The following is a 15,220-nucleotide window of genomic DNA, read 5'->3' as shown; positions in this document are numbered from 1 at the left end:
GCGCTTTTTTCAATAAATTTAAAACTTTTTCAAAAACACAGCATTCGCACACCTTAGCCACAGTTTTATCCACAAAAATACTGTTTTTGCCTACTTAGCTAAAATCAATTTAGCTGCAGCGCTTAAATCATCCACAATAGATTCGGCTAATTCTTTGGCTTGCTCAGTTACTTCTTTTCCACTTTTTACTAAAATCCGATGAGCAATTTCAGCACGTTTAGCACCGAGCAGGTCAGATGCTTTATCTCCAATCATCCAAGAATTGGCTAAATCGATATCAAGCTCATTCGCTGCTTGCAAAAACATTCCAGGCTCAGGTTTGCGACAATCACAGACTTGTCGATAATCTCCTTGCCCAAAATCGGGGTGATGCGGGCAATAATAGATGCCATCGAGAGTCACCCCACGATCAACTAACGACCAGTCCATCCACTCGGTTAAAGCTAAGAAGTCGTCTTCACTAAAGTAGCCTCGTGCAATACCAGACTGATTGGTAACAACGACTAACAGCCAGCCTTTTTGCTTAAGCGCTTGCATTGCTTCAATACTGCCATCAATGAAATGAAAATCATCGACACTGCAGACATAATCGCCGTCTTGATTAATCACGCCATCACGGTCTAAAAAAATAGCGGGTTGTTTTGCCATGCTTGGTCTCATTATAAAGAAGAGAAAATATAAATTAATTGGGGCTTAGTTTAACTGATCTCTATAGCTTTAGCAGTCCGATTCTGAGGGCTTTGAAACTATTGCGTAAATTAGTGAATTCAAGCAGACTGAATAAAACTAATACGAGCATATTTATCTACCCGTGAAGAAGGCCCGGAGCAAATCGATGCAATACCATAAAATTCCACATAGTAGTCTTGAAGTCAGTAAAATTTGTCTGGGTACGATGACCTGGGGTAAACAAAACAGTGAAAGTGAAGCTCATCAGCAGCTCGATTATGCCCTTTCACAAGGGATTAATTTCATTGATACAGCTGAGATGTATCCTGTTCCACCCGAGAGTGAGACACAAGGATTAACTGAACAATATATAGGTACTTGGCTGGCTAAAACCGGGAACCGAGAAAAAGTTGTTTTAGCATCTAAAGTAGCTGGTCCAAATCGAACCAATCATATTCGTGAGAATATGCATCTCGATCGTCGCAATATCCGCGAGGCGATTCATAGCTCACTTGAGCGTTTACAAACTGATTATCTCGATTTGTACCAACTACACTGGCCAGATCGTAATGCTAATTTCTTTGGTAAGTTAGGCTATAAAGTTGATAAAGACGAAAGCTACACGCCGATCATTGAAACATTGGAAGTGTTAGGTGAGTTAGTTAAAGAAGGAAAAATTCGCTATATCGGTGTTTCCAATGAAACGGCATGGGGAGTGAGTCAATATCTGCGTCTTGCGGAGAAGCATGAATTACCACGGATTATCACCATCCAAAACCCTTATAACTTGCTTAATCGCAGTTTTGAAACAGCTTTGGCTGAGTTTTCACACCGAGAAGGGGTTGAGCTATTGGCTTATTCACCGCTAGCATTTGGCATGCTCAGCGGCAAATATTTAAACGATCAGTGGCCGCAAGATGGCCGTCTAACTTTGTTTAAACGCTTTTCTCGCTATCTTAACCCTCAAGGCAAAGCTGCTACTCAAGCCTATTGTGAGCTAGCCGATAAGCATGGCCTTGCACCATCACAGATGGCACTGGCTTATGTGAATTCTCGCTCGTTTGTCGCAGCGAACATCATTGGGGCAACTACAATGGAACAGCTACAAAGTAATATTGCCAGCTTTGAACTTGAATTAGATGACGAGGTCCTAGAACAAATTGAGGCAATTCATCGTCAGTTCACCTACCCTTGCCCTTAAGTAATTGAGTACGGGTAGTCTGGCTGCCCGTACTTTGAGGAATGTATGAAAAAAGCATTATTCATTCGCAGCGCACTTATCGCTGCGACTTTTGTTTTATCAGCTTGTAGCAGCCAAGATTATCAAGTTAAGAGTAATCTCGCCCCACACACGATTAAAGAATACTTTAAAACCTCTGGCATCAAAGTCATGAGCCCTCAGCAACTACTGACTCATAACTATAAAGTTATCGGCACCATTGAAGGCGATAGCTGCCAAGAACAAAGCAATCAGCCACCAGCAGATATTGCTCACGCCAAAGTTGATATTTTAAATAAAGCGGCCAATCGCCATGCAGATGCAGTTGTATTTGCTCGCTGCGTAAGTTTCCCAGCAGATAACGTCTGCCTGAGTTCGGTAAGCTGTTACGCCAAAGCTGTTAAATTGCTGGATAAATAATATGAGCCATTTGATTGAACCCATCGGCTATATTCAATCACCTTATAAAGAGAAATTTGCCGTACCTCGCCAACCAGGACTAGTAACTCAAGCTCAAACACGATTAGTTCTAAGTGGCGATTATGACTCAGCTGATATTGTTGCGGGGTTAGAGGAATTTAGCCATGTCTGGCTGATTTTCGGTTTTCATCAAAATTTTGCAGCGGGCTGGCAAAATAAAATTCGCCCTCCCCGTTTAGGCGGTAATAAAAAAGTTGGCGTATTTGCTAGCCGCTCGACCTTTCGTCCCAACGGGATGGGGTTATCTGTTTTGCCCTTAAGCACCATTGAATACCAACCGAGTACAACGTTAGTTTTATCTGGTGGGGATTTAGTCGATGGCACGCCAGTTTATGATATCAAACCCTATGTTGGCTATGCCGATGCTATTTTTGATGCTAAAAGTGGTTATGCCCAGCAAGCCCCACAAGCGCCGCTGCATGTAACATGGGCTTTCAAGCCCGAGATCATAGCCGATGAACGCCAACTTATCGAACAAGTGCTAGCCCAAGATCCTCGCCCCAGTTATCGCCGAGCCAAACCAGATAACCACCATTATGGCGTTAAACTATTAAGTTATAATATTCGCTTTGTGATTGAGAATGACCAATGTCTGATCACCGAACTGACTCCACTTTAGATTATACAAACCAGCATAAACAGCGCTTAAGCTGGATGCCATGGTTATATTACCGGCTAAAACCGCGCCACTTAAGTTGGGCCAAACCATGGCAAGAGCAGATACAAACACAATTATGCCAGATGGAAACAGTGCAAATTGGTAAAGAGTGTTTTATAGCACCACAAGCCCAACTGTTTGCCGAACCGGGGCGGGATATCACAATTGGCGACCAGTCGTTTATCGCAGCAGAAAGCTTTATTCATGGCCCGATAACCATTGGTAATGAAGTTGCGATTAACCATCGTTGCAGCCTTGATGGCGGAACCGCTGGCATTGACATAGGCAATCGAACTCGCATTGCCAATTCAGTTCAAATTTTTGCTTTTAACCACGGTATGCACCCAGACCAAAGCATTTATCAGCAGAATACCAGTTCTAAAGGCGTTAAAATTGGTGAAGATGTCTGGATTGGCGCGGGGGTTGGCATTGTCGATGGGGTAACCATTGGGAGCCATGCAGTGGTTGGGATGCATTCGGTAGTAACAAGAAATATACCGAGCTGGGCAATCGTTGCTGGAAATCCCGCAAAAATTATCGGTGATCGACGCGACAAATCCTGACAGCTTGCAAGCCGCCTGATAAAATCAGGCATCTTTGGTTACTTATTTATGTAAAAGGACAACCATGCGTTCTAGCAAATATTTGCTCTCAACTTTAAAAGAGGATCCCAGCAACGCTGAGATAGTCTCACATCAGCTCATGTTGCGTTCTGGCATGATCCGTAAATTGGCCTCTGGCTTGTATACCTGGTTACCGACAGGCTTGCGCGTTTTGCATAAAATTGAGCAGGTTGTTCACGAAGAAATGCAGCGAGCTGGCGCGATTGAAATCAGTATGCCAGTCGTTCAACCGGGTGATTTATGGCAAGAATCAGGCCGTTGGGAAAAATATGGTCCGGAATTGCTGCGCATCAAAGACCGCCACAGTCGCGATTTTGTATTAGGCCCAACTCATGAAGAAGTGGTCACAGAGCTGGTTCGCAAAGAAATTAGCAGCTATAAACAACTGCCATTAAACCTCTATCAAATTCAAACTAAATTCCGTGATGAAGTTCGCCCTCGTTTTGGGGTGATGCGCTCACGCGAATTTATTATGAAAGATGCCTATTCTTTTCATTTAAGCGATGAATCCTTAGATGAAACGTATCAGGTTATGTTCAAAGCATACTGCCGTATTTTTGAGCGCTTGGGCTTAGAGTTTCGTCCAGTACTGGCGGATAACGGCAGTATCGGAGGTAACGCATCGCATGAATTTCATGTATTAGCTCAATCAGGCGAAGACGATATCGTCTTTTCTGATGGCAGCGACTATGCCGCTAATATGGAAAAAGCAGAAGCATTAGCACCAGCTGGGGAGCTAAAAGCGCCAACTGAGCAAATGCAGTTAGTCGAAACCCCAAATGCCAAAACCATTGAAGAGTTAGTCGAACAGTTTAATCTGCCAATTGAAAAAACGGTCAAAACATTGGTTGTTGTTGCAGCAGAAGAAGCCGACTGTGAACTGGTTGCGCTGATGGTTCGAGGCGATCACACACTTAATGAAATTAAAGCTGAGCATCAGCCATTAGTTGCTGCGCCTTTACAATTTGCCAGCGAAGAGCAAATTCGTCAGGTGATTGGTGCAGGCCCTGGTTCACTCGGTCCGGTGAATTTGCCGATTCCAGTTATTGTTGATCGAAGTGTAGCTAAAATGAGTGACTTTGGCGCCGGCGCTAACATTGATGGCAAACACTACTTTGGGATCAACTGGGAGCGCGATCTACCGCTGCCTGAAGTGGCTGACCTTCGCAATGTCGTTGCAGGCGACCCAAGCCCATGTGGTCACGGTCATTTGCAAATTAAACGTGGCATTGAAGTTGGCCATATCTTCCAATTAGGTGATGTCTACTCTAAAGCGATGAATGCAACCGTGCTCAATGAACAGGGCAAAAGTCAGGTTCTAAGCATGGGCTGTTATGGTATTGGTGTTACACGTATTGTGGCTGCTGCTATCGAGCAGAACCATGATGATCGCGGTATTATCTGGCCAGAATCTCTCGCGCCATTTAAATTAATCATCATTCCAATGAACATGCATAAATCACATCGCGTTCAGGAAGTGGCTGAACAGTTGTATCAACAGGCACTTGATGCGGGAATTGAAGTCCTATTTGATGATCGCAAAGAACGTCCTGGGGTGATGTTTGCCGACGCAGAACTGATTGGTATTCCTCATGCTCTGGTCATTGGTGAGCGAAGCCTGGATAAAGGCGTTGTTGAATATAAATCTCGACGCAGTGGTGACAAAGTTGAAATTGCCATCGAAGATGCAATTTCCCACATTCAATCGCTTTAATCGTAACTGATTGCCCAAACAAACCAGGCTTCGGCCTGGTTTTTCTTTTTCTGTCTCTGAGTATGGTCCAGATCATGCATTCTAGTGTTCGATCTTATTTATGAGTGCGTTTCGATGGAAGAAAAAGTTCAGGCGACACTTCAAAGCGACCCGTTACAAAATTGGAAAATGCGTCAGCCGTTAATTTGGCGACCTTCTAATAATCTGAGTGCAGATAAGCAACTACGGATTATTGAGCATTTGCAGCAATCGGTGAATTTACCAGATCTATTTGGTCAGTTTACACAAATATTAGCTACGTTTGTTAATCTTCACTCAGCCACATTTATCAGTGATGGCAACCACTTACATGTGAGTGTCAATGATAACGACGAGGGTGTCTATCACCATGAAGTAAAATTAAATAATAGCGCTTCAGGGAAACTATTATTTTGCTCTAGCCACCCATGGCAGGTAAGTGAAATCAGTCTTCTTAAGCGTTTTTGTCGATTACTTCAAATCGTCTTACCACAAATAGAGCATATTGCTAAATTGCAGTACCAGCTTAGCCATGATCATCTAACTGGTATTAAAAATCGTCAGGATTTTGACGAGAATCTATCACAGATGATTGCTCAGAACACCAGAATTGCCACAGGCTTACAACTGCTATTGTGCGATGTAAACCACTTCAAACAAATCAATGACCAACATGGCCATCTGACTGGCGATCGCATCTTACGATTCGTCGCGCAAACTCTTTCAAGTGCTTGTCGCGAAACCGACCATGTCTCTCGCTATGGCGGAGATGAATTTGCAATTATTCTTTGTCCAGCACAACCTAACTCCGCTTCGAGCGTGATTAATCGCATAAATAGCCAGCTATCAGAGCGTCTAGTCGAGCGAAACCTTGAACTATCGATTAGTTGCGGATGGGCCACTTGGCATCCCGGGATGCTCTCTCAAGATCTTATTGAGGCGGCTGATCAAGCGATGTATCGGCATAAAATTGCCAGACCAATTGCCACCCTTGCCGCTCTGGGACTATAAAGCGTTCATCAATTAATCGATCAGCTAGTGCCACTAGCTGATCGTTATAGAAAATAAGCGGCACGCAATCTCGAAGCCAAGGAGCAAACTGTAACTCTTGCAATAGCTTCTTAAGAGTACGGCTCCCCCCTCGCCCAGCTGGGCGCATTTTCAAATTGCCAACTTCATGACGAAAACGAACGCTGACCTGTTCATCATCTAAAGGCTCTCGCAATCGACCTTTTGGCGCAACAGATAATGACATCTGCGGCCAGCGTATTGGAGTGAATGGAGCTTGCCATATTTTCGATTCAGGTTGCGAAAAAACCGTATCGTCAAACCACTGCCAGTAGTGCTGATAACGACGAACCACACCCGCGCATATTGCAATCTCAGGTGTACTATCCTCACCAGATGAAAGTTGTTGAATAAATTGGGCTAACGCATCCTGAGATGGATAACACCCCGAGCATTGCTTTAGCCAAAACCGCAAGACATTGATCTGACGAATATCTGACAGCTCGAGTACTTTTTCACTTAAACGCGCATTGGCATCACTAAGACTGGCCAAATCTATTTGGGCTAACTCGTCGTTTAATTGTTGGGCTTGCCAAATCCATTGGCTACTTTTTTCAACCTGCTGATTAAACTGTGGCCAGCGCTCATTGAGTACTGGTAACACCTCATGACGAATAAAGTTTCGCTCATAGCGCGTATCATCATTGCTGTCATCATGAATGTGTTCTAACTGGTAACTATCAGCATAAGTTTCTATTTGTGCTCGGCTAAAATGCAAAAGTGGTCGAATCAACGCCGTTTTTCCCAACGCACGAAATTGCCCCATCGCACTTAAACCAGCTAAACCACTGCCGCGATTTAAACCTAAAAAGAACGTCTCTACCTGATCGTTTTGATGGTGAGCACAAACAATTACATAGCCTTGCTGAGTGTATCGCTCAAAAACTTGATAGCGGCCGATACGAGCCTGCTCTTCAATGCTCAATCGAGGCCCTGTTGGCACATGAATATATTCAACAGCCAATGGAATATGCCAATGTTCACACAAATTTTGGCAAAAAGCGGCCCATGCATCTGCCTTTGGGTTTAAACCATGATGAACATGCACAGCATGAATCTGAAGACTTGGATAGAGCTGACGAGACTGCCATAAAAGATGAACAAGCACGACCGAATCAACGCCACCGCTTAATGCAACCATCAATGGCTGTGATTGACTTTGGCAATGTGCTAATTCAGTGAGAAAAGATGAAACGTCTAAGCTTGGAATTTCTGCCATAACCTGTAATTTTAAGTAAAAAAGCAGTCAGAATTAAAATGAGTATACCAATAAACAGAAAAACCCCGCAGTGGCGGGGTTTTTAACTTCGATGAGCAATTAACAGTAACCAAAGCTCATTAATCGTTTATAACGTGCTTCAAGCAGTTTTTCGACAGGAAGCTGCTGCAAACTAGTTAAATCATTGAGCAATTTTTCTTTGAGTCGCGCTGCAATTTTATCGATATCTCGATGCGCACCGCCTAATGGCTCTTCAATAACGCCATCAATCAGTTCCAGCTCTTTTAAGCGACTAGCAGTAATTCCCATGGCTTCAGCAGCAACAGGTGCTTTGTCTGCACTTTTCCATAAAATTGAAGCACATCCTTCTGGAGAGATCACTGAATAGGTGCTGTATTGCAACATATTGACTCGGTCACCTACCCCAATCGCTAATGCTCCACCAGAACCACCTTCACCGATCACAGTGCAGACCGTTGGGACTTTAAGCTCTGACATTGCCATAAGATTGTGAGCAATGGCTTCACTTTGGCCGCGCTCTTCAGCGCCAACACCAGGATAAGCTCCCGGAGTATCAATAAAGGTGAAAATAGGCATCTTAAAGCGCTCAGCCATCTGCATTAAACGCAGAGCTTTGCGATAACCTTCAGGCCGCGGCATCCCAAAATTACGCTTAATTTTCTCTTTGGTTTCTCGACCTTTCTGATGACCAATAATCATCACTGGCTGCTCATTTAATCGAGCGATCCCACCGACGATTGCTTTATCATCGGCATAAGCTCTATCGCCACAAAGCTCATCAAAATCAGTGAAAATACGCTCAATATAATCAAACGTATAAGGACGCATTGGATGACGAGCTAACTGCGAAATCTGCCAAGCACTCAAATCACTAAATATTTTGCGAGTCAGATCTAACTGTTTTTTCTCTAACTGAGCAATTTCTTCAGCCAAGTCGACATTCATGTCGGACTCACTGTTCACCAGTCGAAGCTCTTCAATTTGGGCCTGCAGCTCAGCTACTGGCTGTTCAAAATCTAGAAAATTTAAACTCATAATCTCTTTACTGTCAGTTATATGCTAGTGAAACCTGTTGATGGCCTAACAAAGAAGATAACCCCTCAATTAGATCATCCGTTGGAGTAACTCGCCAATCAGTCCCTAACTGGTAAGTCCCTTGTTCATGTTCACCGATATAGTGAATTGTAACCGGACATGTCCCATTGCGATAGGGTTCAACCCGCTCAATAAAGTTTTGCCAGAATGACTCATTGGTCTGTTGTTTTTGTAAAACTAAATCCAAACGGTTTGCCCAACGCTCGCGCGCCTGGCTAATATCCATCACCTCGCGGGCTGTCATTTTAAGACCTCCGGAGAAATCGTCAAAACTAACCTGCCCTTGGACAACTAAAATCCGATCTTTTTCAATTAAATCTTGGTATTGTTCAAATGCTTCAGAAAACAGCATGACATCTAAGCGACCACTTCTGTCATCCAGCTGTAGAATTCCCATTTTAGACCCGCGTTTAGTAATCATGACGCGAGTGGAAATAACTAATCCAGCGGCTGTAGTCGTCACATCACGGTTGGTTGGCCTAAGTTCTGCCAATCGTCCTGAAACAAATTTTTTCAATTCTGGTAAATAATGGTTAATTGGATGACCTGTGAGGTACAACCCCAAGGTTTCTTTTTCACCCTCTAACCATATTTTGTCGCTCCAACGCGCAACCTCAACAAATTGCGGACGACTCACGTCAGCTTCGAGCATTAGCTCACCAAATAGGTCACTTTGACCAAAGGCTTGAGCACTGGCTTGCTGACTTGCCGCTTTAATAGCAACCTCTAAGGTAGCCATCAAAGTAGCTCGATGGGGTCCGAGCTTATCCATTGCGCCTGCAAGGATCAACTTTTCCATCACTCTTTTGTTAATTTTTTTCAGATCAACTCTGCAACAAAAATCAAACAAGTCACGAAATGGACCATCGGCTCGTGCCTGAATAATCGTTTCAATCGGCCCCTCACCGACACCTTTAATCGCTCCGATACCATAAACAATCTGGTTTTCATCATTGACCGAGAAACGATAGACACCACTGTTCACATCGGGTGGAATAATTGTTAACCCAAGGTTAGAACATTCATCAACCAACGTCACAATTTTATCGGTGTTATCCATATCCGCAGACATCACCGCAGCCATGAAAAACGCTGGATAATGGACTTTCATCCACAGCGTCTGATAAGAAACTAATGCATATGCAGCTGAGTGAGATTTGTTGAACCCATAACCGGCAAATTTTTCGACCAAGTCGAAAATTTTCATGGACAGTTCACCATCAACGCCGTTGTCAATTGCCCCTTTTTCAAACACAGCACGCTGCTTGGCCATCTCTTCGGCTTTCTTTTTACCCATGGCTCGACGCAATAAGTCCGCGCCACCCAGAGTATAGCCAGCAAGCACCTGGGCAATCTGCATCACCTGTTCTTGATACAAGATGATCCCATAGGTCGGATCCAATATCGGCTTGAGGCTTTCGTGCTGCCAAGTTGCATCTGGATATGATACTTCTTCACGGCCGTGTTTACGTTCAATGAAGTTATCAACCATCCCCGATTGCAATGGCCCCGGACGGAACAGTGCCACCAGAGCAATCATATCTTCAAAACAGTCAGGCTGCAGCCGCTTAATTAAGTCTTTCATCCCTCGTGATTCAAGCTGAAAGACAGCGGTTGTTTTATAAGCCTTTAACACTTCAAATGATTTAGGATCATCAAGTGGAATGGATGATATATCAATAGGGTCGCGACCACGCTTAAGCAATTTTTCATTGGCCATATCCACGGCCCACTGAATAATCGTTAAGGTCCTAAGTCCCAAGAAGTCAAACTTCACCAGACCCGCATATTCCACATCACTTTTATCAAATTGAGTCACCGGATGGTGACCTTCTTCATCACAATAAAGCGGTGCAAAATCGGTAATAGTCGTTGGCGAAATCACCACCCCACCGGCATGTTTGCCGGCGTTACGAACCACACCTTCGAGGATGCGAGCCATGTCAATCAGCTCTCTGACCTCTTCATCTTGATCGTAGATCTCACCGAGGCGCGGTTCAGCATCAAACGCTTTAGCCAGTGTCATGCCCGGATCAGGGGGGATCAGTTTGGAAATTCTATCGACGAATCCATATGGATGACCCAGTACACGGCCCACATCACGCACAACCGCTTTGGCAGCCATGGTACCGAAGGTAATAATCTGGGATACCGCATCATGGCCGTACAAATCCCCGACATGTTCAATCACTTCATCGCGGCGATCCATACAAAAATCAACGTCAAAATCGGGCATTGAGACACGTTCTGGGTTCAAAAACCGTTCGAACAGTAAGTCAAAAGCAAGCGGGTCTAAGTCGGTAATTTTAAGCGAAAAAGCCACCAGCGAACCAGCACCAGAACCACGTCCTGGGCCGACGGGAATTTTGTGATCCTTACTCCATTGGATGAATTCCATCACAATGAGGAAGTAGCCAGGGAAGCCCATCTGCAAAATAACGTCGAGTTCTCGCTGCAAACGTGCATCATATTTATCACGTTTTTGAGCTCGAACTTGCTCATCGGGGAATAAAAACTTAAGTCGCTCTTCTAAGCCTTTCCATGCTTTTTCAGTAAAATAAGAATCAATTTCTTGCCCACCGGTTGGAAATTCCGGTAAGAAATAGGTACCAAGGCGAATCGTGACGTTGCAGCGTTTGGCAATGGCCACCGTATTTTCCAGCGCTTCTGGAATATCAGCAAACAGCTCGCACATTTGCTCTTCAGAGCGCAGAAACTGCTCACGACTATAATGTTTGGGGCGATTACGATCGGCTAAGGTATAACCATCGTGAATCGCAACTCGAATCTCGTGCGCTTCAAACTCATCCTCTTTTAAAAACATCACTTCATTGGTTGCCACAACTGGAAACTGGTATTCAGTAGCCAGTTCAACAGCCATATGCAGATATGTTTCTTCATCAGGACGGTGAGTTCGAATCAACTCAAGATAGTAATGATCGTTAAAATACTGACGATAAAAGTCAGCAATTTCTTCAACCATTGCCCGATTTCCTTTGAGCAAGGCGCGGCCAATATCCCCTTCTCGCCCACCAGAGAGAATAATAATCCCCTCTTGATGTTCAACAAGCCAATCCCGTTCAATCACCGGACGCCCTTGCACATGCCCCCGAAGATAGGCTTTGGAGATGAGCTGCGTAATATTCTGATAACCGGTATTGTCTTTAGCCAGAATCACCAAGCGGCTTAATTCGTCCCCCAACGGCTCACTGTGCATCCAAAAATCAGCACCAATGACCGGTTTAATTCCTTTATTGTGGGCTTCGCCATAAAATTTAACGACACCACAAAAATTGGTCTGGTCGGTGAGAGCCATCGCCGGCATTTGCAGCTCGGCTACTGCACCAACGATAGGTTTGACTTTCTTTAAGCCATCGACCATCGAATAATCGCTATGAATTCTTAGATGGATAAACCGTGGTTCAACACTCATGGTGATTCGCCTCCATCAATTCAATAACTCGGGCTACAGGCTTAAAACTGCGTCGATACTGAGCAATTGGACCATATTTTTCTAACAATTCTAAATGAGCTTTGGTTGGATAACCTTTATGTTTGGCAAACTGATATTGCGGATATAAAGCATCCAGTTCAACCATCTCTTGATCGCGAGTCACTTTTGCTAGAATCGAGGCTGCGCTGATCTCGGCAACTAAACCATCCCCTTTGATAACCGCTAAACTAGCACAAGCAAATTGTGGGGTTCGATTGCCATCAACGAGTACAAAATCAGGTGATAGTGATAAACCTGCCACGGCTCGCTGCATTGCCAACATGGTGGCATGCAAAATATTTAATTCATCGATCTCTTGTGGGCTGGCCCGGCCAATTGCATACGAGAGCGCGTTTTCTTTAATCTGGCCAAATAGTGATAAGCGCTTTTTTTCTGATAATTTTTTCGAATCATTCAAACCTGAAATAGGCTTAGTTGGGTCTAAAATAACAGCGGCTGTGACCACATCACCAACCAACGGGCCACGCCCAACCTCATCGACACCAGCAAAACATTGAAAGCCTTCAGGATAGATAAATGTCATGATTCAATTACTCGCTTAATTGCCAGCGCAGCTTTATGGTCTGCCTGACAACGAATTTGTTCATGTAACTGGCGAAACTTACCTTGCAGAGCACGTTGATCTTCAACCAATAAGGGAAACAAGGCATCGCTGAGTGTGTCAGCGTTACAGTCATCTTGAATGCACTCTTTGACTAACGCTTCACCAGCAAGCAGATTGGGCAGAGAAATATAATCGGTTTTTACCAACCGTTTTGCAATCCAGTAGGTAAATGGTTTTAATTTATAGCCCACAACCATAGGCCGATTTACCAACATAGCTTCTAAAGCTGCTGTGCCAGATGCTAATAAAATAGCATCACTGGCTGCCATCACTTCTCGCGCTTTGCCATCAACAATATGAACGGGAACATTCACTTGCATAGACTGCAGTAATGCTTCAAATTGCACTCTACGAGTGGCGCTGACCATTGGCACAACCACTTCTAAAGAATCAATCTTAGCACTAAGCTTGTTTACGGTTTCAAGAAATGGAACGCTAAGCAACTCAATTTCTGCTTTGCGACTGCCCGGCAAAAGAGCTAACAATGGTCCTTTAGGATGAATTTCCAATGTTTGGCGAGCAGGCCCTTTGGCAACATCTAAGTCAATGGCATCTGCCATTGTATGGCCGACAAACTCACAAGGAACATCAAAGCGCTCGTAAAAAGCTTTCTCAAATGGCAAAAAGGCCAATAACAAATCACATGCACGTTTGATTTTAAAGACTCGTTTTTGTTTCCAAGCCCAAACGGAAGGACTGACGTAATGAACTGTTTTAATACCTGATGCATGCAGTTTTTCTTCGACGCCAAGGTTAAAGTCAGGGGCATCGATACCAATAAAAACATCCGGTTTAAGTTCTCGAAGTCGTTTTAGCAGCTGTCGGCGAACTTTTAAAATACGGGGCAATTTTTCTAAGACTTCAACAATGCCCATGACAGCAAGCTCATCCATTTCAAAGAATGCTTCACAGCCAAGTGCTTGCATTTGAGGACCAGCAATACCGCAGAAATGCGCATCAGGGTAGATGTTCTTAAGCTCTTTAATTAATCCGGCACCTAAAATATCGCCGGAGACTTCTCCGGCGACAAGGGCAATGGTTAAAGGACGCGAAGCGGGTTTAGCCATTACCGGATAATACCTCGACCATGATTACTTAAAAAGTCGACGAACAATTTCACTTCAGGAAACTCATCGCTCATGGTTTGCATCTGCTCTATCGCTTCTTCAACCGTGTGGCCTTCGCGATAGAGGATTTTATAAGCGCGGCGTAACGCTCGAATCGCTTCATTACTAAAACCGCGGCGACGCAACCCTTCACTGTTAATCGTAACGGGACGAGCATAGTTCCCCACAGCCATGACATACGGCGGAACATCTCGGTTCAGAGCAGCACAACCACCAATAAAGGCATGAGCGCCAACTTTACCAAACTGATGAATTGCCGCTAAGCCACCGAAAATAACATAATCACCGATAGTAACGTGACCTGCTAGTGTCGCGTTATTAGCAAAAATACAGTTATCACCAATGACACAGTCATGAGCAACATGAGCATTAATCATAAATAGATTATGGCTGCCCACTTGAGTCAGGCCTTTATCCTGAATCGTTCCACGGTGCATTGTCACACTTTCGCGAATGGTATTATCATCACCGATGACTAATTCAGTATCTTCACCTCGATATTTAAGGTCCTGACACGCCTCTCCAATAGAAGCGAACTGATAAATGCGATTGTTACGGCCGATGGTTGTGCGACCTTTTATGACCACATGCGAGCCAATCCAGCTATTTTCTCCAATGGTTACATCACCTTCAACCACGCTATAAGCACCGATCTGTACACCTGCTTTCACAGTGACATCGCTACCAATGAGGGCTGTAGGGTGAATCATTGCAGTTGAATCGATCATTTATACTCTCTTCGGGCACACATAATATCGGCTGCACACACAAGCTCACCATCTACTTTTGCCACAGCTTTAAATTTACCTACACCACGCATATCGCGCAGATACTCAACTTCAAAATGAATCACATCACCAGGACCAACTGGACGTTTAAAACGTGCTTTATCAATCCCTGCAAAATAATAAAGCTCATTTTGCCGAGGTTTGCCAGCCGATTTAAAAGCTAAAATACCAGTAACCTGAGCCATTGCTTCTAATAATAGCACGCCAGGGAAAACTGGGCGCTCAGGGAAGTGCCCCTGAAAGAATGGTTCGTTAAAGGTGACGTTTTTGATCGCATGCATTGATTTGCCTACTTCAAAATCAAGGACACGGTCAACTAATAAAAATGGGTAACGGTGCGGCAATAATTCTAAAATATCGTGAATTTCTAGCCGGTTAAGTTCCTGAGTCAAAATCTTATTTC

The 15,220-nt window shown here is 44.2% G+C and carries 14 protein-coding genes; 6 read left to right on the top strand and 8 right to left on the bottom strand.

Annotated features, from left to right (window positions below; genetic code table 11):
- Positions 1 to 90: 90 nt before the first annotated feature.
- Positions 91 to 648 (bottom strand): D-glycero-beta-D-manno-heptose 1,7-bisphosphate 7-phosphatase, encoded by a 558-nt coding sequence (gene gmhB, locus ABTQ23_RS17455; RefSeq protein WP_408617037.1) that lies wholly within the window; start codon positions 646 to 648, stop codon positions 91 to 93.
- Between the two features lie 187 nt (positions 649 to 835).
- On the opposite strand from gmhB, the gene ABTQ23_RS17450 reads away from it, so the two are divergent.
- From ABTQ23_RS17450 to ABTQ23_RS17425, 6 genes are all read left to right on the top strand, one after another.
- A complete protein-coding gene (locus ABTQ23_RS17450) occupies positions 836 to 1,870 on the top strand; it encodes an NADP(H)-dependent aldo-keto reductase (RefSeq protein WP_408617036.1) in 1,035 nt (344 codons plus the stop codon).
- Positions 1,871 to 1,915: 45 nt separating this feature from the next.
- Positions 1,916 to 2,308, top strand: coding sequence for an Rcs stress response system protein RcsF (rcsF, locus tag ABTQ23_RS17445; RefSeq protein ID WP_408617035.1), 393 nt, complete (start codon positions 1,916 to 1,918; stop codon positions 2,306 to 2,308).
- A 1-nt stretch (position 2,309) separates the two neighbouring features.
- Positions 2,310 to 2,987 (top strand): tRNA (N6-threonylcarbamoyladenosine(37)-N6)-methyltransferase TrmO, encoded by a 678-nt coding sequence (gene tsaA, locus ABTQ23_RS17440; protein WP_408617034.1) that lies wholly within the window; start codon positions 2,310 to 2,312, stop codon positions 2,985 to 2,987.
- Positions 2,957 to 3,589, top strand: a complete 633-nt coding sequence (locus ABTQ23_RS17435; RefSeq protein ID WP_408617033.1) for an acyltransferase — start codon at positions 2,957 to 2,959, stop codon at positions 3,587 to 3,589. The genes tsaA and ABTQ23_RS17435 overlap by 31 nt, the downstream gene beginning before the upstream one ends.
- A 64-nt stretch (positions 3,590 to 3,653) precedes the next feature.
- Positions 3,654 to 5,363 (top strand): proline--tRNA ligase, encoded by a 1,710-nt coding sequence (locus tag ABTQ23_RS17430; protein ID WP_408617032.1) that lies wholly within the window; start codon positions 3,654 to 3,656, stop codon positions 5,361 to 5,363.
- A 114-nt stretch (positions 5,364 to 5,477) separates the two neighbouring features.
- Positions 5,478 to 6,392, top strand: a complete 915-nt coding sequence (locus ABTQ23_RS17425) for a GGDEF domain-containing protein (protein WP_408617031.1) — start codon at positions 5,478 to 5,480, stop codon at positions 6,390 to 6,392.
- On the opposite strand, the gene tilS is transcribed toward ABTQ23_RS17425, so the two are convergent.
- From tilS to fabZ, 7 genes are all read right to left on the bottom strand, one after another.
- Positions 6,313 to 7,668: a tRNA lysidine(34) synthetase TilS gene (gene tilS / locus ABTQ23_RS17420; protein WP_408617030.1), complete on the bottom strand. Its 1,356-nt coding sequence runs from the start codon at positions 7,666 to 7,668 to the stop codon at positions 6,313 to 6,315. The two genes, ABTQ23_RS17425 and tilS, sit on opposite strands and share 80 nt — an antisense overlap.
- 99 nt (positions 7,669 to 7,767) lie before the next feature.
- On the bottom strand, positions 7,768 to 8,724 hold the full coding sequence (gene accA / locus ABTQ23_RS17415) for an acetyl-CoA carboxylase carboxyl transferase subunit alpha (protein ID WP_408617029.1): 957 nt from the start codon (positions 8,722 to 8,724) through the stop codon (positions 7,768 to 7,770).
- Positions 8,725 to 8,737: 13 nt separating this feature from the next.
- Entirely contained in the window at positions 8,738 to 12,217 is a 3,480-nt protein-coding gene (gene dnaE, locus ABTQ23_RS17410) for a DNA polymerase III subunit alpha (protein WP_408617028.1), read from the bottom strand.
- A complete protein-coding gene (rnhB, locus tag ABTQ23_RS17405; RefSeq protein ID WP_408617027.1) occupies positions 12,207 to 12,821 on the bottom strand; it encodes a ribonuclease HII in 615 nt (204 codons plus the stop codon). The genes dnaE and rnhB overlap by 11 nt, the downstream gene beginning before the upstream one ends.
- The gene (lpxB, locus tag ABTQ23_RS17400) at positions 12,818 to 13,969 is read right to left on the bottom strand and encodes a lipid-A-disaccharide synthase (protein ID WP_408617026.1); all 1,152 of its coding nucleotides are present in this window, start codon (positions 13,967 to 13,969) and stop codon (positions 12,818 to 12,820) included. Before lpxB ends, rnhB begins: the two co-directional genes overlap by 4 nt.
- A complete protein-coding gene (lpxA, locus tag ABTQ23_RS17395; protein ID WP_408617025.1) occupies positions 13,969 to 14,757 on the bottom strand; it encodes an acyl-ACP--UDP-N-acetylglucosamine O-acyltransferase in 789 nt (262 codons plus the stop codon). The genes lpxB and lpxA overlap by 1 nt, the downstream gene beginning before the upstream one ends.
- Positions 14,754 to 15,209, bottom strand: coding sequence for a 3-hydroxyacyl-ACP dehydratase FabZ (fabZ, locus tag ABTQ23_RS17390; RefSeq protein ID WP_408617024.1), 456 nt, complete (start codon positions 15,207 to 15,209; stop codon positions 14,754 to 14,756). The genes lpxA and fabZ overlap by 4 nt, the downstream gene beginning before the upstream one ends.
- Positions 15,210 to 15,220: the final 11 nt, after the last annotated feature.

The organism is Celerinatantimonas sediminis (genome assembly GCF_046054195.1).
Taxonomy (GTDB): domain Bacteria; phylum Pseudomonadota; class Gammaproteobacteria; order Enterobacterales; family Celerinatantimonadaceae; genus Celerinatantimonas.
The sequence above is the reverse complement of the archived record's forward strand: the minus strand, read 5'-3'. Positions and strand labels throughout refer to the sequence as shown.